Below are 19,339 nucleotides of genomic sequence, written 5' to 3'. Positions count from 1 at the left end.
GGTTCATTATTCACCGGCTCCGGCAACCATATCCCCAAAGGTTTGTTGTTCTTTTATCCATGCATTGTATTCATCTTCGCTCTCTACAACGATCTTCATCTGCATGTTGTAATGCGAAGTTCCACAAATTTTATTACATAATAAAAGATAATCAAACTCCCAATCTTCCAGATCTTCTCCTTTGGCTCTTCTCTCCGCACGTAATTCATTTATATGCTTTACCTTGGCCTGAATGTCCGGATCCTGGCGCATCTCTTCGGTGGTAATTGTGGGTGTAAAAGAGAACTGGGTGATCATTCCCGGAACACAGTTCATCTGTGCCCGGAAATGCGGCATGTAGGCAGAGTGCAATACGTCCTGAGAACGCATTTTGAAAACCACTTTTCTGTTTACGGGCAAGTGTATTTCGGTAGTGGAAACCACATCGTCCTTTCCGTTGGGGTCCGAAGAATCTATACCTACTATGTTCTGTCCGTCAAAATCGTTAAGGAAACGAACGTTGGCATCGCCGAGTACGTTATCTTCCCCCGCATATCTCGCTTTCCAGTTAAACTGTTGTGCATATAGTTCGATAATCAGCGGATCGTCTTCATCATTGATATCCATAATGGTGGTCCAGGTATAAAGACCGTAAAGGATAAGTCCGGCAAGGGTAATCACGGGAATAATGGTCCAGATGAATTCAAGCTTGTCATTATCGGCATAGAACAGTGCTTTTTTCCCTTTAACACCTCTGTACTTATAGGCAAAGAAATACAAAAGGGTTTGCGTAATAAGCTGTACGACAAATATGAGCACCATAGAAACCGTCATAAGGGTGTCATAGTCGTCCCCGTGAGCGGAAGCTGCCTGGGGTAATAGCACTTTTCCCCATTTCCACAGACTATAAATAGTCAGTACATACAGGAAGCCCAGGAAGGCAAACATTAAATATCCGTTCAGCTTGTTATCCTTATCATTGGCTATCTGAGCATCTTTCAGACCTATCTGAGAGAATTCAAATATCTTCGTCATTTGCCAAACGGCAATGGCAATGAGTATAAGTACAATTATAGTTAATAAAGCAGTCATCTTATTATTTCCTGTTTACTTTAGTTTCTACTGAATTAATAATGAAAGTGTTTGCTCTCTTCTATGAACGGGTTTCGTTTCGGCACCAGCGGTGCTTTGGTGAGTGCACTGAACACTACAAAAATAAACAGCCCCAAGAAGAACAGTACGCCTCCTATTTCTCCTATTCCTATAAACCATTGGTCTCCAACAGTAGCAGGCATTATCATATTATAAATATCAAGGTAATGTCCCATCAATATCACAATACCCGTCATCACCACAAACCAGTTGAGTCGTTTGTAATCACTGTTCATCAATACCAACAGCGGGAACACAAAGTTCAGCACTACCATTCCGAAGAAAGGAAGCTTATAATCTTCTATCCTCGTAACGAAATAAGTAACCTCTTCGGGTATGTTGGAATACCATATCAGCATAAATTGTGAGAACCAGAGATATGTCCAGAATATGCTTATCCCAAACATGAATTTCGCCAGATCGTGTATATGGCTGTCGTTCACCTCTTCCAGGTATCCCCTCGATTTCAAATAAATAGTGACTAGGGCAATAACTGTGATCCCGGATACAAACATGCTGGCAAATACATACCATCCGAACAGGGTACTATACCAGTGCGGATCTACACTCATGATCCAGTCCCAGGACATCATGGATTCAGACACCAGGAAGAACACCAGGAATCCGGCAGATATTTTGAAATTTCTTTTAAAATAGCTGTTGTCATCGGCAGTGTCCTGCGCAATGGAGAATTTTCTTGAAAAATGACGATAGGCCACCCATCCTGCTATGTATATAGCTGCCCTGATAAGAAAGAACGGTACGTTAAGATAACCGGTTTTACCTTGTATCAGCTCATCATGAGCCACTACTTCGGAGTCCATCCAGGTAAACAGGTGATTCATATGCACACCGGACAGTACAAGTATTACAAATACCAGAACGGCTCCGGGAAGCAAATAGGCCGTAATCCCTTCCATCACACGGAAAAGCAATGGGGACCATCCCGCCTGTGACACCCTTTGGATCGCATAAAAAGCGAGTACTCCCAGGGGGATCATCATAAAGAAGAATGCCGCCACATAAAGCGCTGCCCAGGGTTTGTTCTGTAATTGATGTAACAAATGTTCATCGTGCGATGCATCATGAGTCGCATGCTCTTCGTCATGTGTTCCGTGTGCATCATGAGTAGCAGCTTCTTCGTGCCCCCCGCCATGATGCGCATCTGCTACCATAGCTTTTGCCTCTTCTACAGAACCCGGTGCAGCGAGAAAACCATAGCCCAGACCGAGAACACCAACGATCATTAGAACAAATGCAGACAGTCTTAACTTGTTTGAAAACGTGTACATATCCTGAAAATTCTCTTTATTGTATTTTATAATTCCGTATTTCGTGCAGGGAGAAAATTCCCCGTATTAACCTTTTCCGGTTTTGTCCGCGCACTTATACCAATTGAATTTATTACTTAGTCAATTCCCTGTTGAGCTCCTCCACATACATCACTACCTGCCAACGTTCTTTTTCATTGAGCTGGACAGCATAAGACCCCATGGAGTTCAGCCCATAAAATATGACGTGATAAATACTCCCCTCTGTTATTTCCCTGTCCGCATAGCTGGGAACACCTAGAAACTTCTCTCGTTTTACCAGTACACCCTGCCCGTCACCTTTCTCTCCATGACAAACGGCACAATAGATACCAAACAGTTCTTTTCCGTCGCCAAGATTATCCTCCATAGCCAGGCTATCCATTGCAAGAGGGTTTTTCAATTCTGCAGCGGCCAGTTCTTTTCCTTCCACGGTATTTTCATAATCGTAAGGCATCCAGCCACGATTAATCGTATTTTCCGCAGGCAACTGGGCTTCCACACCGTTCTTAAAAGCATCCGATTCCTGATAGGTTTCGTAACCAACAGATTCATACATATTAGGCATAAATTGGTAGTTCGGTCGTGACTTGTTGAAACACGAAGTCATTACCGCTGCCGTACCAAGCACTATTCCTATTTTTATAAAGCTCTTCATTTAAACAGTATTTACGTTGTTAGGTTATTAAGTCACCGGGTTGTTTAGTTAATGAGTCATTCGATTGGCAAAATATCTACAAAGCCTTTAGTAACTCATAACCTATTCACTCCATAACTTATCTCCCCTCTAATGCTTTTCTGAAACTTTTATTTCCACTGCCCCCGTTTCCTGCAAAAAAGCAGACAACTCATCTTCGTTACCACTTATTGCAACTTCCATCAAAAAATGATCGTCCGTAGTTCTAACATCCGGATTCTCCGCTTTTTTAAAGGGCCACAATTTACTTCTAAGGTAAAAGGTGATCACCATAAGGTGAGCTGCAAAGAAAACGGTTAATTCAAACATGATCGGCACAAATGCGGGCATATTACTCAGGAATGAAAAACTGGGCTTACCTCCTATGTTCTGTGGCCAGTCTTCTATCATTATAAAGTTCATCATCGCAACTGCTACACAAAGCCCTACACAACCGTACATAAAAGATGCGATCGCAATTCTGGTGGGAGCTAATCCCATAGCCTTATCCAGGCCGTGCACCGGAAATGGCGTATAAATTTCCTCTATATGATGATGGGCAGCCTTCACCTTTTTTACCGCGGCCAATAATACATCGTCATCGGTATAAATAGCCTGTATTACTTTATTACTCATGATCGCCGTCTCTTAATTTTTTATATTTTTCACCAGATGATTTCATTATAGTCTTCACTTCTGCCTGTGCTATTACTGGGAAAGTCCTGGCATAAAGTAAAAACAGAACAAAGAAAAACCCTATGGTTCCCACGAAAATACCAATATCGATAAATGTAGGCGAGAACATCGTCCAGGAAGAGGGAAGGTAATCCCTGTGAAGTGAAGTAACAATAATCACAAATCGCTCAAACCACATTCCTATATTCACCACGATAGAGATAATAAAAGAGAACATAATACTTGTCCTCAATTTCTTGAACCACATGAACTGCGGAGAGAATACGTTACAGGTCATCATACACCAGTATGCCCATGCGTAAGGACCGGTTGCTCTATTCAGGAAGGCATACTGCTCGTATTCCACACCGGAATACCAGGCGATAAAAAGCTCGGTGATATATGCACATCCAACAATAGATCCGGTGATCATAATAACGATGTTCATCAGCTCTATATGCTGCAGGGTAATATAGTCTTCCAGATTAACAACTTTTCTCATAATGATGAGAAGGGTGTTTACCATTGCAAATCCGGAGAATACCGCACCTGCAACGAAGTAAGGCGGGAAGATAGTTGTATGCCATCCCGGAATAACCGAAGTTGCAAAGTCAAAAGATACGATAGTATGCACAGAAAGTACCAGAGGTGTTGCCAGACCGGCAAGTACCAGTGATACTTCTTCGAACCGTTGCCAGTCTTTTGCTCTTCCGCTCCATCCGAAGCTGAGCAGACTGTATATTTTTTTCTGAAAAGGCTTTACCGCCCTGTCTCTGATCATCGCAAAATCCGGAAGAAGACCCGTCCACCAGAACACCAGCGATACGGACAGGTACGTAGATATTGCAAATACGTCCCAAAGCAGGGGAGAGTTAAAGTTAACCCAAAGCGAACCGAACTGGTTTGGTATCGGCACCACCCAGTATCCGAGCCATGGACGCCCCATGTGTATCAGGGGGAATAATCCGGCCTGTACCACGGAAAAGATGGTCATGGCCTCTGCAGAACGGTTAATAGCCATTCTCCATTTTTGACGGAACAGTAATAACACAGCAGAGATCAATGTTCCCGCGTGTCCAATACCAACCCACCAAACGAAGTTAGTAATATCCCAGGCCCAACCTACGGTTTTATTCAGTCCCCAAGAACCTATTCCTGTTGCAATGGTATAAATTATACACCCTATTCCCCAAAGAAACGCTACCAGTGCAATGGAGAAAACAATCCACCACTGCTTGTTTGCCTTGCCCTCTACGGGCCTGGCTACATCTACCGAAACATCGTGATAGCTCTTATCTCCGATTACCAGGGGTTTACGTATAGGTGCTTCGTAATGCGACGCCATTTTATAATTTTAATATTTATTACTCTTTTTACTTATCGTGATATCGTCAGCACCACCAATGTATCCGAAACTTTTCGTCCTACCTGTAGTGCAAACAATACTGATTTACGCTTCCTCCGTATTTCTCACTTTTACGTGGTAGAACACATTAGGTTTAGTTCCTACATGTTCTAACAGGTGATACATCCTGTCGCTCTTTTTAAGAGCAAACACTTCGTCTTCTTCATTGTTGATATCCCCGAATACCATCGCCCCACTTCCGCAGGCAGCAGAACAAGCCGTCTGGAATTCATCCTTCCGTACTTTTCTACCATCTCTTTTCGCATCGAGAATGGTTTTCTGGGTCATCTGAATACACATAGAGCATTTTTCCATTACACCCCTGGAACGAACCACTACATCCGGGTTAAGAACCATTTTCCCGATATCATCGTTCATGTGGTAATCAAACTCATCGTTATTGTTGTAAAGGAACCAGTTAAAACGACGTACTTTGTAGGGGCAGTTGTTTGCACAGTAACGCGTACCTACACAACGGTTATACGCCATGTGGTTTTGTCCCTGACGACCGTGAGATGTAGCCGCAACCGGACATACGGTTTCACAAGGAGCATGATTACAATGCTGACACATTACAGGCTGGAAAGCAACTTGCGGATTTTCGGAAGCTTTTTCCATTTCACCAAAAGTAGTCAATGAATCCCCGAGACCGGAAATAGACTCCACCACCTCGTTATCTCCTTCAAAACTCTCTTCGGAAGAATAGTATCTGTCTATACGCAACCAGTGCATATCCCTGGATCTCCTCACTTCGGATTTCCCTACTACCGGTACGTTATTTTCGGCATGACATGCGATCACACAGGCTCCACAACCGGTACAGGCATTCAGGTCAATAGAAAGGTTAAAATGATGTCCTATAGAAGTATCGAACTCATCCCATAAATCTACGGAAACCGCCTCAACTTCGTTATGATTCAAAGATACTTTAGGAGTTACATTCCACTCTTTGGCCTCTTTGGTATTAAATATTTCTAATGTAGTTTCTTTTACGATATCACCACGCCCCATCAGGGTATTATGAAGCTGTACACAGGCAAACTCATGCTCCCCGGCAACTTTTTCAATGCTTACCGACTGTACTGACTTAAATCCTTCATACAACGCATACGCATTTACCCCGGTTTGCATTTCGGTTTTCATCCCCTCTTTCTTTCCGTAACCGAAAGAAAGTCCAACAGAGCCTTTAGCTTGCCCGGGTTGGATCAATACAGGCACCCTGTCCAGGGCAACACCGTTCACCGTTACCTTAACATAGCTCCCGTTAAGCCCGCCATTGGCTACGTGCCTGTTAACAAGACCTAAAGCTTCGGCATCTGCTTTGGAAACTGTCAGGTAGTTATCCCAGGAAACCCTGGTAATAGGATCCGGAAACTCCTGGAGCCACGGGTTATTGGCCTGCTGACCGTCCCCCATACCCGTTTTCGAATACAGGATAAGTTCTAACCCATTAGCTGCCGATGAAACCAGTTTTCTGGCCATCCCGGCTGCATTTCCGGCAGAAACCGTTTCTGTTGCTTCTTCTGTCTCTGCTTCTTCAGCCCCGTTATTTTCTTCTGTTACGGCATCTTTAATTGCAGGTGCAGAAGCTACAAAAACCCCATCGTGCAGCGCCTTGTTCCAGGAATTTTCTCCAAGAACGGAAGCACTCCAGAAATCCTTGATGTAGTTGTAATACGTTTTATCACTACCCACCCATTTCAGCAATGCATCCTGAAACTGCCGTGTATCGAACAAAGGACGGATAGCGGGCTGCATAAGACTGTAATACCCTTGTTTCATCTCCACATCTCCCCAGGATTCCAGGTAGTGCGGCGCTGCAGCAATATATTGTGAAGCTATGGCGGTTTCATCTTCCTTCATAGAAAAGGTAACCGACAAACCTATATTTTTCAATGCTTCAGTAAACTCTGCCGAATTAGGCAGTGTATACCCCGGGTTTACCCCGTTCATAATAAGCGCACCCACTCTTCCGGACTTCATATCCGCAACCAGCTTGCTTATCTTCCCGGCATTACCCTGGCGCAACAATCTGGGAGCCTTGACATCAAACGCGGCACTTTGCAACATTTCGTTGATCGCCAACACCAATCCCTGTGCATCCACATCATCAATCCCGGTAACCACAACCGCATTCCTGCCAGCTTTTCGCAATTGAGAAGCAGCGCTTTTAACAACTGCATCCACAGGTTCCGGAAGTTCACCGGAAACAGAAGAGCCACTCAGGTAACCATATAGTTTGGCAAGAGCTACTTTTTGTTGTGATGGTGTCACAGGAACCCTTTTGTCCGCATTAGCCCCGGAAAGCGACATATTACCCTCAAACTGGATATGACGTGACATTTTTCCGTTAGAAGGCACTCTCTTTTTCGCGTATCCGCTATCGAAGCCTCCTCCATGCCAATCCCCAAGAATATCGGCTGCAAAAGAAACTATCACATCCGCCTTGGAAAAATCATAATCCGGAAGCGCTCTTTTACCGTATTTTTTCTGAAAAGCATCCAAAGCAGCATCTTCAGATATGGCATCATACTGAACATGTTCAACATTTCCGAACTTCTCTGCAAATTCCCCAATCAACCTAGCCGTTGAAGGACTGGCAAAGGTCTGCGTAAGTAACACTATGGATTTACCGCCGGCTTTTGTCGCATTAAGCTTAGCCACAACCTCAGAATCCAGGTCATCCCAGGTAACATAGTTACCACCAGACTTAGGCCCTTGTATCCTTTTACTATCATAAAGAGACAAAACGGAAGCATTCATCCTTGCATTCGGAAAACCATTAATCTCTGCCTCGGTATTAGCTTCAATTTTTATAGGCCGCCCTTCTCTAGTCTTAACAAGTACACTTGCAAAATCATATCCGTCTGCTATAGTAGTAGCGTAATAATTAGCCACACCCGGACGAATCTGCTCCGGTTGCACCACATAAGGAATAGCTTTTTTAACCGGACCTTCACATGCAGCCAAAGTAACGGCAGCGGTACTAAAGCCCACATATTTAAGAAAGTCCCTCCGGGACGTTGAAGACGCTTCCAGGTTCTCTTTGTCCCCCAAAAACTCATCTACCGGAATTTCCTGAACAAACTCATTCTGTTTAAGTGTCTCTACGATAGAATTGCTTGGATCCAATTCCTCGACACTTTTCCAGTATTTTTTGTTTGACGCCATGTTTTATATAAAATTAGCTCTTTTTAACAATGGAGGTGCACTTACATACACCCTTACTTTTTATTAATAGTGGCACTTACCACACTCCAATGCTCCCATCTGTGCAGCAGTAAGTTTTTCCACTCCGTATTTTTTAGATAATTCTTCGTGTATTTTCTCGTAATACTCATTACCTTCCATCTTAACATCAGTTGTCCTGTGGCAATCCACACACCAACCCATGGTAAGCGGAGAAAACTGCTTAACCACTTCCATCTCCTCGACAGGGCCATGACACTCCTGACAAGCTACACCAGCCACGGACACGTGTTGTGAGTGATTAAAGTATACGAAATCCGGCAGGTTGTGAATTCTCACCCATTTCACAGGTTTGGTCTCCCCGGTGTATGCCTGGTTTTCAACATCCCACCCTACGGCAGCATACAGTTTCTCAATCTCTCCATCGTAAAATTCTTTCGAATGTTCTGCTGTCGCCGTCTCCGGTGCCACTTCCATAATATTCTTATGACAGTTCATACACACATTCAGAGAAGGCACACCTGAAGTCTTGGACACCCTTGCCGAAGAGTGACAATATTTACAATCCACCTCATTGTCACCAGCATGAATCCTATGCGAGAAATGTATAGGCTGCACCGGTTCATACCCCTGATCCACACCTACCTGCATCAGGTAACCATAAACAAAATAGGCTGAAACCAAAAGCAACACGATCACAGAAACAAATACGAGAAACTGGTTTTTCACAAAAGCTTTCCACAGAGGAAGTCTTTTTGCTTTCTCTTCAGGCAATTCTATACCTTTCGCTTCTGCTATACGCATCAACGTTCTGTTCACCAGAACCAACATTATTGCCAGCATAGCAAAAACCAGCACAAGCGCCCCTAATACAACTTCATTCGGAATACCGGAAGATTCGGCGGCTACAGTCTGACCGGCACCTACCGCTCCACTTGCAGCAGCGGAAACCGGCGGATTCTCGGTATACGCAAGAATATCATCTATATCCTGCTCAGATAATTGCGGAAAAATATTCATGGCAGCGCCATTGAACTCCTCGTAAATTGCTATCGCATCCGGGTCTCCGGATTTCCTGAAAGCCACATTATTCTTTATCCACTTATGCAACCACTCCCTGTCCCGCTTATCCGTAATACCGGCAAGCGCAGGTCCGGTCATTTTTTGATCTAACTTATGACAGGCTGCACAATTGGAATTGAATAACTGCTTCCCTCTATCCGGGTCGCCTTCTTGTCCAAAAAGAGTTGTGGAAAACGCCAGCAGAATCGCCAGACTAATACTTAGAATTCTTGAAACAGAATCGCGGTGTATCACCTCTTTCATATCAATATTATGTGTTATCGCTCCTTAATTTGGCATGATTTTTTCGTCAGATAACAACAAAAAAAACACAGGTTCTTAAAATCCGTGCACAAAAATACGATATAGACTTCATTTGGGAAATGTTGGCAAAGCGTTAATAATTAATTTATAACAATTCTAAATAAATTTTAACGTTATGATTTCAAGCTAAAAAATTACTTTTGCACAAAACAGTATTCATTATGAGATTTTTAAGCATACACAGCGGTTCAACCCTTTTATTTTTCCTACTTCTCGCCATTACCGGTACTCACGCGCAGGAAGGAAAAATTAACATTCAACAAGATGTTAAAGTTGAAAAACTCCTCACGGCGAAAACAGAGTTAAACAAAGACGACAGCGCTACCGACAGATATCGCATTCAGATATACAACGGGTCGCTTGAGGGTGCTACTAAGGAAAAGTCTAAATTTGAAAACGCATTTAGTTTTAACTGTGATATCACTTTCAAAACCCCTACATACCGGGTTTACGTCGGTAAATTCCGTACAAAACTGGAAGCGGACAGGTATTTGATGGAAGTAAAGAAGGAATATCCCAGCGCTTTTATCATAACCCCGTAACCATCTGCATTTCCAGATTTGTTGCCGGCACGGGAAAATCATTTATTCGCTGAAACCATATGTACGAAGAATTAAAATACTGGTATTTAAAGGACCATCGGCTTTTTCGCGTATTAAACTTCAGGCAGATCCGGCAATTGTGCGTCATTACAGGCTTTAAAAAAGCCGTAAAAGGGGACATCCTCTATTTTTCAGATTCCGATACCCCACGTATTTACTTCCTGAAAAAGGGAAATATAAAAATTGTGGAAATAGACCGGGACGGTAACGAAACCATAAAGGAAATCTTAAGAAAAGGAGACCTCTTCGGCGAGCTTACCCTTGAATCGGACAGGCCCTTCACTACGGAATATGCACAGGCTCTTACTGACGACATCATTATTTGCAGTTTTTTACTTTCCGATTTCGAAAACCTCTTGTTAAAATATCCGAACCTGGCCCTTTCTTACACCAAGTTCATGGGGCTGAAAATGAAACGCCTGAAAAACAACTATACCAACCTCGTTTTCAAAGATGCCAAAAGCAGGCTTTCCGCTTTTTTAAGAGAATGGTGCGAACAGGAAGGTATTTACGAAGGTAACCGGGTAACCCTCCACAATTACCTGACTCAACACGATATTGCCCAAATTATCTGCACTACCAGGCAAACAGCAACACAACTACTTAACGAATTGAAAGAAAAAGAACTGCTCGTCTACAACCGAAAAGAAATTATCATTCCCGATATCTCACGGATATGATGCTGTGACTTGCTAAGGTTTATTTTTTTTATCAAACTGCAAGGTAGCTGACATTTTACCATAACGGAACCATGTAACTTTGCCCTATAAAAGAACCCGTTATGAAAAATCTTATATTGTCAATCTTGTTTATCTCTCTTATCCCAGGCATTTTTTACGCTCAGGAAGCGGAAAAACACCGAAATCTTTCCAATGATGTCGCCATTCACGGATATGATCCGGTTGCTTATTTCGAACAAGGCAAAGGCATTGAAGGTAAAAAAGAATTCTCCGCAACCGTAGATGGTACTGTCTATTATTGCTCATCTGCAGAAAACAGGGAACTCCTGCTTAAAAATCCGGACACCTATCTCCCCCAATACGGAGGATGGTGCGCCTATGCCATGGGAGATTACGGGGAAAAAGTAGATGTCAATCCCAAAACATTCAAGATAACCAATGGCAAACTTTACCTGTTTTACAACAGTTTTCCCACAAATACCCTGAAAAGCTGGAATAAGGACGAAATGAATCTAGCGCAAAACGCAGATCAAAACTGGAAAAAAATCACAACTTCCAAAAATCCAAAAAAATGAAGAAAATCATCCTCGATTGGGGTCTCCGAGTGATACCGGCAATCATTTTACTGCAAACCTTGTTTTACAAGTTCACGGGCGCTCCCGAATCCGTCCATATTTTTTCTACCCTCGGAGCCGAACCATACGGCCGTATCGGATTAGGTGTCGTCGAACTCCTTGTAGCTATCCTTTTACTCATCCCTAAAACTGCCGTCTACGGAGCCATTGCCTGTCTGTTCATTATGGCCGGTGCCATGGTCTCACATTTATTTATACTGGGAATCGAAGTGTCTAATGACGGCGGAACGCTCTTTTCCCTCGCTTGTGTCACATTCGTTTTCAGCGGCTTGTTTTTAATTATACGCAAAAAAATCCTAAATTACCCATCGTAAACGCTTTTCAATATGCTTTTCGATTCGTTAAAATCAAGTCTGGACGAACTTACACTCCTGGCCGGGCAACTCACCCCACCGGAGTACAACGCCCCATGCCCGGAGCTCAACGGGGCCACTGTGGGCCAGCATTACCGCCATATTATTGAGTTCTTTCTCTGTCTTATTCACAGCTACGAGACCGGAAAGGTAAATTACGACAGCAGGCAACGCAACCGCCATATTGAAACCGAAATTCCCGTAGCACTGGAACATATCAAAAACATTGGCAGCACAATGAAGAAAGCAGACAAACCATTACTCCTGGAGCAAACTTTTAACACCCATCACATACTCATACAAAGCAATTACTTCCGGGAACTACTCTATAACCTGGAGCACACCATACATCACCAGGCCTTGATACGCGTAGCAGTCCTGAGATTCGACCGGGTAAATGTAAGTGCTACTTTCGGCATGGCACCTTCTACTATTGAATACCGTAAAAAACAATGTGCACAGTAAGTTTTGTAAATACCGGAACGCAGGTAATCCTGACATCCAACAGGGATGAAAGCACGGCCAGGCCAATAGCTCTTCCACCTGAAGTCCACATCGTAAATAACAAAAAGATCGTATTCCCGAAGGACCGCCTTTACGGGGGCAGCTGGTTTACCATGGACACGAACGGAACGACTGCCGTAGTACTCAATGGCGCCAGAGAAAAACACATTCCAAAAGGCAATTACAGAAAAAGCAGGGGATTGATTTTACTGGAAATCATAGGTGCAACCTCCCCGGTTAAACACTGGGCCACAATGAACCTGGAAAATATAGAACCTTTTAGCGTTCTGCTGTTTACAGCCCCAGACCTCTTTCTCCTGCGCTGGGATGGTATTGGCAAAGAAACTTCCGCTCTGGAAGCTAAAAAATTGCACATACTGTCTTCTTCCACCCTGTATACCAAGGAAAAACAAAAACAGCGAGAGCAATGGTTTCACCATTTCACGGCACAAAATAAGGAACTGACACCGGAAAAGTTACTTGATTTTCATCAATACACAGAAGAAGGCAATAAAGAAACCGGATTGGTAATTAACCGGGGTAACCTGCTCAGAACACTCAGCATTACCCAAAGTATAATAGGAAAAGACACGACCCGCATGAATTACCTGCAACTTTTCCCGAAAAAAGAATTTTTCAGCCTGCAATTATGACCATACAAGCCTTAAAATTATCCATACATAAACTTACCCATTGGGAATACTGGCCTTTTCAGGTGATCTATGCCCCGATAAGCATACTTTGGTTGTATTACGCCATACGGGCAAGATCACTTTTCTTTTTCAATACGGTAAACCCGTCAATCCGTAATGGAGGTTTTGTCATGGGGTCCAAACGCAACATATATGACCTCATGCCTCAAAGATTTTACGCGAAAACAGTATTTATAGCCGAAGGCACCCCGGACTCTACCCTTGAGGAGATACGGGAAGCACAGGGACTTAATTATCCCCTTATTGCAAAACCCGATATCGGGCTTCGGGGCAATGCGGTAAAAAAGATATATTCTGCTGAAGAACTCAAAACATACAACAGACAGGCCTGTTTTGATTACCTCATCCAGGAGTTCATTACCCTCCCCCATGAAATCGGCATTTTTTATATAAGGTTTCCCGGGGAAAAGAAGGGACGGATTACGGGGATTGTCTCCAAGGAACTACTTACGGTCACCGGTGACGGGATATCCTCCGTCCGGAGCCTGCTTCAACAAACACCAAGACATCAACTTCAGTTGAAAGCCATTACAAAGGAATACGGTAATTTGCTGGATCACATCCTGAAAAAAGGTGAAAAACGGGTCCTGGTACCTTACGGAAATCACGCCAGGGGAGCCCGGTTCACGGATTGCAGTCACATGATAAGTGATGATATCACCGGAGTCATAAACAACATGTGCACACAAATACAAGGGTTTTATTACGGAAGGCTCGACCTCATGTTCAACTCCGTAGAAGAACTGGAAAACGGGGAAAATTTTATGGTTGTTGAACTCAATGGGGCCATGAGCGAACCCACGCATATTTACGATCCGGCCCATTCGCTCACCTTCGCCTGGAAGGAACTGGCCCGGCATATCACATACATGTATAAAATCAGTAAAATGAACCATCAGGCACAGGGCATACCATATCTCACCTATAGAAAAGGAGTCCGGGAATTATATGCACACTTTATCCAGAACAGGAAAATAGCCGGTTTTTAAACATGCCCGTTATTCAGACAGGTGAATCTTTTTTGCAGTAATTATTTCCGGGATTAAAACAAAAACGCCCTGATCTTTTCCGGAACAGGACGTTTTTTTATATTATAAGAAAATTTTACTTCAACTTCTTCTTCACTTCCACTTCCCGGAACGCTTCTATGATATCTCCCTCTTTAATGTCGTTGTAGTTCTTCACCTGTATACCACAGTCATAACCTTTGGACACTTCTTTCACATCATCCTTAAATCTTTTCAGGGAAGAAAGTTCACCTGTAAAGATAACCACACCATCGCGTATCAGGCGGATACTGGAGCTCCTATATATCTTACCATCTGTAACCATACATCCGGCAATGGTTCCTACCTTGGATATCTTGAAGGTTTCTCTTATCTCGGCCGTACCGGTTATCTCTTCTTTCATTTCCGGAGACAACATACCTTCCATCGCATCCTTCAGATCGTTGATAGCGTCGTAAATAATAGAATACGTACGGATATCTATTTCTTCTTTGTCTGCTATGGAACGGGCATTACCCATAGGCCTTACATTAAATCCTATAATGATAGCATCGGATGCCGAAGCCAACAGTACGTCGGACTCTGTAATCGGACCAACCGCTTTGTGGATGATATTGATCTGTATCTCATCCGTAGTAAGTTTCTGGAAGGAGTCCGTCAGGGCTTCTACCGAGCCGTCCACATCCCCTTTCAGGATAATATTCAGCTCCTTAAAGTCTCCAAGTGCAATACGGCGACCAATCTCATCAAGCGTGATATGCCTTTGGGTACGTACGGACTGCTCTCTTTGCAACTGGGTACGTTTGGCAGCAATCTGTTTGGCTTCTTTTTCATCGTCAAACACGTGGAATTTATCTCCCGCCTGCGGCGCTCCATCTAGACCCAGAATGGATATCGGCGTTGAAGGTCCTGCTTCTTTAATCAGATTTCCCCTTTCATCGTGCATAGCCTTCACTTTACCACTGTGCTTTCCTGCCAGCACATAATCTCCTACGCGAAGTGTTCCTCCTTGTACCAGAATAGTGGCTATATATCCCCGTCCTTTATCCAGGAATGCCTCTACAACTGTTCCGCCAGCCGTTTTATCCGGATTGGCTTTTAATTCCAGTATTTCTGCCTCCAACAGTACCTTTTCCAATAACTCGGTTACCCCGAGCCCTGTCTTGGCGGAAATATCCTGTGATTGTATTTTTCCACCCCAGTCTTCTACCAACAGGTTCATGGATGCCAGCCGTTCTTTTATCTTATCCGGATTCGCCGTAGGCTTATCCACTTTGTTTATGGCAAAAATTATGGGCACCCCTGCTGCCTGGGCATGACTGATAGCCTCTTTGGTTTGCGGCATCACATCATCATCCGCTGCGATCACTATAATCGCAAGGTCGGTTACCTGTGCTCCCCTGGCACGCATCGCGGTAAACGCTTCGTGACCGGGAGTATCCAGGAAGGTGATTTTTTGTCCGTCCGGAAGGCTTACTCCATAAGCCCCGATATGCTGGGTAATACCTCCGCTTTCCCCGGCTATAACATTCTCCTGGCGTATATGGTCCAGCAACGATGTTTTACCGTGGTCTACGTGTCCCATCACCGTAACGATAGGCGCCCTCGCCTTCAGGTCCTCTACATTATCTTCCTGCTCTACGATAGACTCTTCTATATCGGCAGTTACAAACTCTACCTCATATCCGAATTCTTCCGCTACGATAGAAAGGGTTTCTGCATCCAGACGCTGGTTCATGGTTACCATGATACCAAGTGACATACATGCTGAAATAATCTTGGTTGTAGGAACGTTCATCATGGTTGCCACTTCGGCTACGGTAACAAACTCCGTAACTTTGAGCACCTTGCTGTCCAGTTCCTGCTGTGCTATATCCTCCTCCGATTTCTGACGGTGGAAATCCCGCTTCTCTCTTCGGTATTTAGCTCCTTTGGACTTGCTCGATTTTCCCTGTAGTTTTTCCAGGGTTTCTCTTACCTGCTTCTGTACTTCTTCGTCCGTGGGCTCTACTTTGCTTACTACAGGTTTAGTCCCTGGCTTTCCTTTTTTACGGAAATTGCTACCTCCTCCTGGTTTATTACCCGGAGTAAAGTTTCCGCCAGAACCCGGACCGTCCTTACTTATTCTTTTGCGTTTCCGCTTTCTGTCCTTATTATTATTGGCATTGCTGTTATTCCCCGACTTAGCATCTCCCTCCTGGGCAGCCGGTTTCTTTTTCTTAGGCTTCTCAAATTGAGTCAGGTCAATCTTCTCACCGGTCATTTTGGGTCCGGAAAGTTTTTGATACTGGGTCTTAAGCGTTTCGCTTTCCACCTCTTCGTCCTGCACAATGACTTTCTGGGTCTGTTTTTTCTCTTCTATTGGTTCCGGTTTCTCCTTCTCTTTCTCTACTTCGACCGTTTTTTCCTGTTTTACTTCCTTCTCTTTTTCGGGAACTACAGGGGGTTGTTGCTCTTTTTCCACTTTACCGGTATCTGCCGGAGCACTTTTTTCTACAGTTTCTTTCTTCTCGTCTGATGTCACAATTTCTTCTGCCTTACTCTCCGTGGTTTCGGGAGCTTCAGGTGCATTACCGGTTGTTTCTGCCGGGGGGGTAGCGGTTTCGTTTGCCTCCGGTATTTCTTCGGTATTATTTTCTTCGGCTTTTTTGGGATCCAGATCTATTTTCCCTACGGTCTTTGGCCCGGACAGGTTGGCTTTCGCCTTTATAACTTCCTGTTGCTCCTGGGCTTTTCGCTTCATCTCCTGTTCCCGTTCGAGTTCCTGGCGAATAGCTTCCTTTTCTTTTCTCTTCTCTTCTCCTACTTCCTTGGATGCTACTTTTTTACTTTTGTCCGTCTGAAACTCTTCCAAAAGAACCTGGTACACTTCAGTGGATATTTTGGTAGTGGGTCTGGCCTCCACATCATATCCTTTGGAAGACAGGTGTTCCACCGCCCTGTCCAATGAAATGTTCAGTTCTCTCAGCACTTTATTAAGCCTCAATGTTGCGTTTTCAGCCATAAATATTTTTTTAATCCTCTAAAATTTTATTCTGAACTTTATTATGGTCTTTTCACCTTTTCAAACGGAAACGATTCTGCTTTTACACCAGGATACCTTGTTTAGTATAACCAAATAGTTTTAAAAATCCAACCACATCAGGTGGTTTCTCGATCTTTTAGTCCTCGAATTCTTCTTTCAGTATTCGTTTTACCTCCAAAATGGTTTCTTCTTCCAGATCGGTGCGTTTTACAAGGTCTTCCACATCCTGGTCGAGTACGCTTCTCGCGGTGTCCAGTCCTATTTTCTTGAATTCTGCGATAATCCAATCTTCTATCTCGTCGGAGAATTCGGTGAGCTCTACATCTTCTTCCACTCCTTCACGGAATACATCTATTTCGTATCCGGTAAGGAACCCGGCAAGCCGGATGTTGTACCCCCCTTTTCCTATAGCTTTGGAAACTTCTTCCGGTTTAAGTATTACCTCAGCTCTCTTGGTATCTTCATCAATAGAGATAGAGGTTACCCTGGCCGGGCTAAGCGCCCTGCTAATAAATAACTGGGGATTGCTGGTGAAATTAATCACATCGATATTTTCGTTTCCGAGTTCACGGACAATACCGTGTATCCTCGACCCTTTCATTCCCACACATGCACCTACCGGATCGATCCTGTCATCATAAGAATCTACAGCCACTTTCGCTTTTTCTCCGGGTATCCTCACTACTTTTTTAATGGTAATCAGTCCGTCAAACACTTCGGGGATCTCCTGCTCAAACAGTTTTTCCAGAAAATCCGGAGACGTCCTGGACATGATTATAGCCGGTTTATTCCCTTTCAGCTCCACGCTTTCTATGATCCCCCTTACGTTTTCTCCTTTACGGAAAAAATCGGACGGAACCTGCTTTTCTTTCGGAAGAACTATCTCATTTCCTTCATCATCCAGCAAAATAACAGCTTTATGTCGAATATGATGCACTTCTGCCGTATAAATTTCACCAATCAGGTCCTTAAATTGCTTGTATATGGTCGTATTGTCATGTTCGTGTATCTTGGAAATAAGGTTTTGACGCAGTGCTAAAATAGCCCTTCTTCCCAGATCTATCAACTTTACTTCCTCGGAAACATCTTCTCCTACTTCAAAATCGGGCTCTATTCTCCTTGCAGCCGTCAATGAGATTTCCTGGTTGGGGTCCTCTACTTCACCATCGGCAACTACCACCCTGTTCCTCCAAATTTCAAGGTCTCCCTTATCGGGGTTGATGATGATATCGAAGTTATCGTCAGAACCGAATTTCTTCTTCAGCGCATTTCTGAAAACTTCTTCCAAAATCGCCATCAGCGTTACACGATCTATGAGTTTATCATCTTTAAACTCAGAAAATGAGTCGATCAATGCAAGATTTTCCATGTCAAAAACTTAATAATTAAAATATTATCATCACTTTAGCTTCGGCAATATCCGAAAAAAGGATCTCTTTTTCTATGGTCACCGTTCTCTTTCCTTTGCCTACCGGCTTAGGTTCGCGTTGTTTCCACTGTAACTTTATACCTTCTTCGGTAACTCCTTCCAGATCCCCTTCCAGGTTTTCTCCGGATATGGTTTTCACCTTTAGCTTCCTGCCTATATTTTTATTGTATTGCCTTTGGTGCCCTATAGGCTCGGCAGCTCCCGGAGAGGTCACTTCCAGAGAAAAGTCCGTCTCATCCCTGTCCAGCTGATGCTCTACATGCCTGCTCACCAATATACAGTCATTGAGAGAAACACCGGCATCACCATCTATAACTACCTTAATTTTATTGTCGGGCGAAATAGAGAAGTCTATTAAAAAAAGGGACTCGTGCTCGGCAAATACCTCGGTAAGAAGCTCTTCAACTCTTTCCTTTAACATCAATAATTTTTATAAAAAGAGGGGACTCAAGTCCCCTCCGAAATAGTTTTTTCTCTTTCTTCGCCGCAAATATACAACTTTTGCTTTACAAATAACAATTGAAACCCAATAAATTACCATATATCTAAAAGCCAAACACAGGAAAACCGCCTTTTTCAGGCAAAAAATACGATCAGCAGCAAAACCTGTAATGAGTAA

At 43.6% G+C, this 19,339-nt stretch carries 17 protein-coding genes; 7 read left to right on the top strand and 10 right to left on the bottom strand.

Annotated features, from left to right (window positions below; all coding sequences use genetic code 11):
- Positions 1 to 6: 6 nt before the first annotated feature.
- The 7 genes from ACVBDY_RS19875 to ACVBDY_RS19845 form a co-directional block, all read right to left on the bottom strand.
- Positions 7 to 1,071, bottom strand: coding sequence for a cytochrome c oxidase subunit II (locus tag ACVBDY_RS19875; protein ID WP_447177211.1), 1,065 nt, complete (start codon positions 1,069 to 1,071; stop codon positions 7 to 9).
- A gap of 35 nt (positions 1,072 to 1,106) precedes the next feature.
- Positions 1,107 to 2,423, bottom strand: a complete 1,317-nt coding sequence (locus ACVBDY_RS19870) for a quinol:cytochrome C oxidoreductase (RefSeq protein WP_447177210.1) — start codon at positions 2,421 to 2,423, stop codon at positions 1,107 to 1,109.
- A 112-nt stretch (positions 2,424 to 2,535) separates the two neighbouring features.
- Positions 2,536 to 3,099 (bottom strand): c-type cytochrome, encoded by a 564-nt coding sequence (locus tag ACVBDY_RS19865; RefSeq protein WP_447177209.1) that lies wholly within the window; start codon positions 3,097 to 3,099, stop codon positions 2,536 to 2,538.
- A gap of 129 nt (positions 3,100 to 3,228) precedes the next feature.
- Complete coding sequence (locus ACVBDY_RS19860; protein ID WP_447177208.1) at positions 3,229 to 3,753, bottom strand: DUF3341 domain-containing protein; 525 nt, start codon at positions 3,751 to 3,753, stop codon at positions 3,229 to 3,231.
- Positions 3,746 to 5,137: an NrfD/PsrC family molybdoenzyme membrane anchor subunit gene (gene nrfD / locus ACVBDY_RS19855; protein WP_447177207.1), complete on the bottom strand. Its 1,392-nt coding sequence runs from the start codon at positions 5,135 to 5,137 to the stop codon at positions 3,746 to 3,748. Before nrfD ends, ACVBDY_RS19860 begins: the two co-directional genes overlap by 8 nt.
- Positions 5,138 to 5,242: 105 nt before the next feature.
- On the bottom strand, positions 5,243 to 8,368 hold the full coding sequence (locus ACVBDY_RS19850) for a TAT-variant-translocated molybdopterin oxidoreductase (protein WP_447177206.1): 3,126 nt from the start codon (positions 8,366 to 8,368) through the stop codon (positions 5,243 to 5,245).
- Between the two features lie 63 nt (positions 8,369 to 8,431).
- Positions 8,432 to 9,712, bottom strand: coding sequence for a c-type cytochrome (locus tag ACVBDY_RS19845; protein WP_447177205.1), 1,281 nt, complete (start codon positions 9,710 to 9,712; stop codon positions 8,432 to 8,434).
- Between the two features lie 221 nt (positions 9,713 to 9,933).
- Between ACVBDY_RS19845 and ACVBDY_RS19840 the strand changes: the two genes are divergently transcribed.
- The 7 genes from ACVBDY_RS19840 to ACVBDY_RS19810 all read left to right on the top strand — a co-directional run bounded on the left by ACVBDY_RS19840 (position 9,934) and on the right by ACVBDY_RS19810 (position 14,248).
- Positions 9,934 to 10,314: an SPOR domain-containing protein gene (locus tag ACVBDY_RS19840; protein WP_447177204.1), complete on the top strand. Its 381-nt coding sequence runs from the start codon at positions 9,934 to 9,936 to the stop codon at positions 10,312 to 10,314.
- A gap of 59 nt (positions 10,315 to 10,373) precedes the next feature.
- Positions 10,374 to 11,054, top strand: a complete 681-nt coding sequence (locus tag ACVBDY_RS19835; RefSeq protein ID WP_447177203.1) for a Crp/Fnr family transcriptional regulator — start codon at positions 10,374 to 10,376, stop codon at positions 11,052 to 11,054.
- 101 nt (positions 11,055 to 11,155) lie between these two features.
- Positions 11,156 to 11,629, top strand: coding sequence for a YHS domain-containing (seleno)protein (locus tag ACVBDY_RS19830; protein ID WP_447177202.1), 474 nt, complete (start codon positions 11,156 to 11,158; stop codon positions 11,627 to 11,629).
- A complete protein-coding gene (locus ACVBDY_RS19825; protein WP_447177201.1) occupies positions 11,626 to 12,003 on the top strand; it encodes a DoxX family protein in 378 nt (125 codons plus the stop codon). Before ACVBDY_RS19830 ends, ACVBDY_RS19825 begins: the two co-directional genes overlap by 4 nt.
- A gap of 12 nt (positions 12,004 to 12,015) precedes the next feature.
- The gene (locus tag ACVBDY_RS19820) at positions 12,016 to 12,507 is read left to right on the top strand and encodes a DinB family protein (RefSeq protein WP_447177200.1); all 492 of its coding nucleotides are present in this window, start codon (positions 12,016 to 12,018) and stop codon (positions 12,505 to 12,507) included.
- Positions 12,495 to 13,199, top strand: coding sequence for an NRDE family protein (locus tag ACVBDY_RS19815; RefSeq protein WP_447177199.1), 705 nt, complete (start codon positions 12,495 to 12,497; stop codon positions 13,197 to 13,199). Before ACVBDY_RS19820 ends, ACVBDY_RS19815 begins: the two co-directional genes overlap by 13 nt.
- Positions 13,196 to 14,248, top strand: coding sequence for an ATP-grasp domain-containing protein (locus ACVBDY_RS19810; protein ID WP_447177198.1), 1,053 nt, complete (start codon positions 13,196 to 13,198; stop codon positions 14,246 to 14,248). The genes ACVBDY_RS19815 and ACVBDY_RS19810 overlap by 4 nt, the downstream gene beginning before the upstream one ends.
- Positions 14,249 to 14,363: 115 nt before the next feature.
- Here the strand turns inward: ACVBDY_RS19810 and infB are convergent, their stop codons facing one another.
- From infB to rimP, 3 genes are all read right to left on the bottom strand, one after another.
- Positions 14,364 to 17,270, bottom strand: coding sequence for a translation initiation factor IF-2 (infB, locus tag ACVBDY_RS19805; RefSeq protein WP_447177197.1), 2,907 nt, complete (start codon positions 17,268 to 17,270; stop codon positions 14,364 to 14,366).
- A gap of 157 nt (positions 17,271 to 17,427) precedes the next feature.
- Entirely contained in the window at positions 17,428 to 18,660 is a 1,233-nt protein-coding gene (nusA, locus tag ACVBDY_RS19800) for a transcription termination factor NusA (RefSeq protein ID WP_447177196.1), read from the bottom strand.
- Between the two features lie 16 nt (positions 18,661 to 18,676).
- Positions 18,677 to 19,141 (bottom strand): ribosome assembly cofactor RimP, encoded by a 465-nt coding sequence (rimP, locus tag ACVBDY_RS19795; RefSeq protein ID WP_447177195.1) that lies wholly within the window; start codon positions 19,139 to 19,141, stop codon positions 18,677 to 18,679.
- Positions 19,142 to 19,339 lie beyond the last annotated feature (198 nt).

This window comes from Sinomicrobium halophytocola, assembly GCF_052983395.1.
The sequence above is the reverse complement of the archived record's forward strand: the minus strand, read 5'-3'. Positions and strand labels throughout refer to the sequence as shown.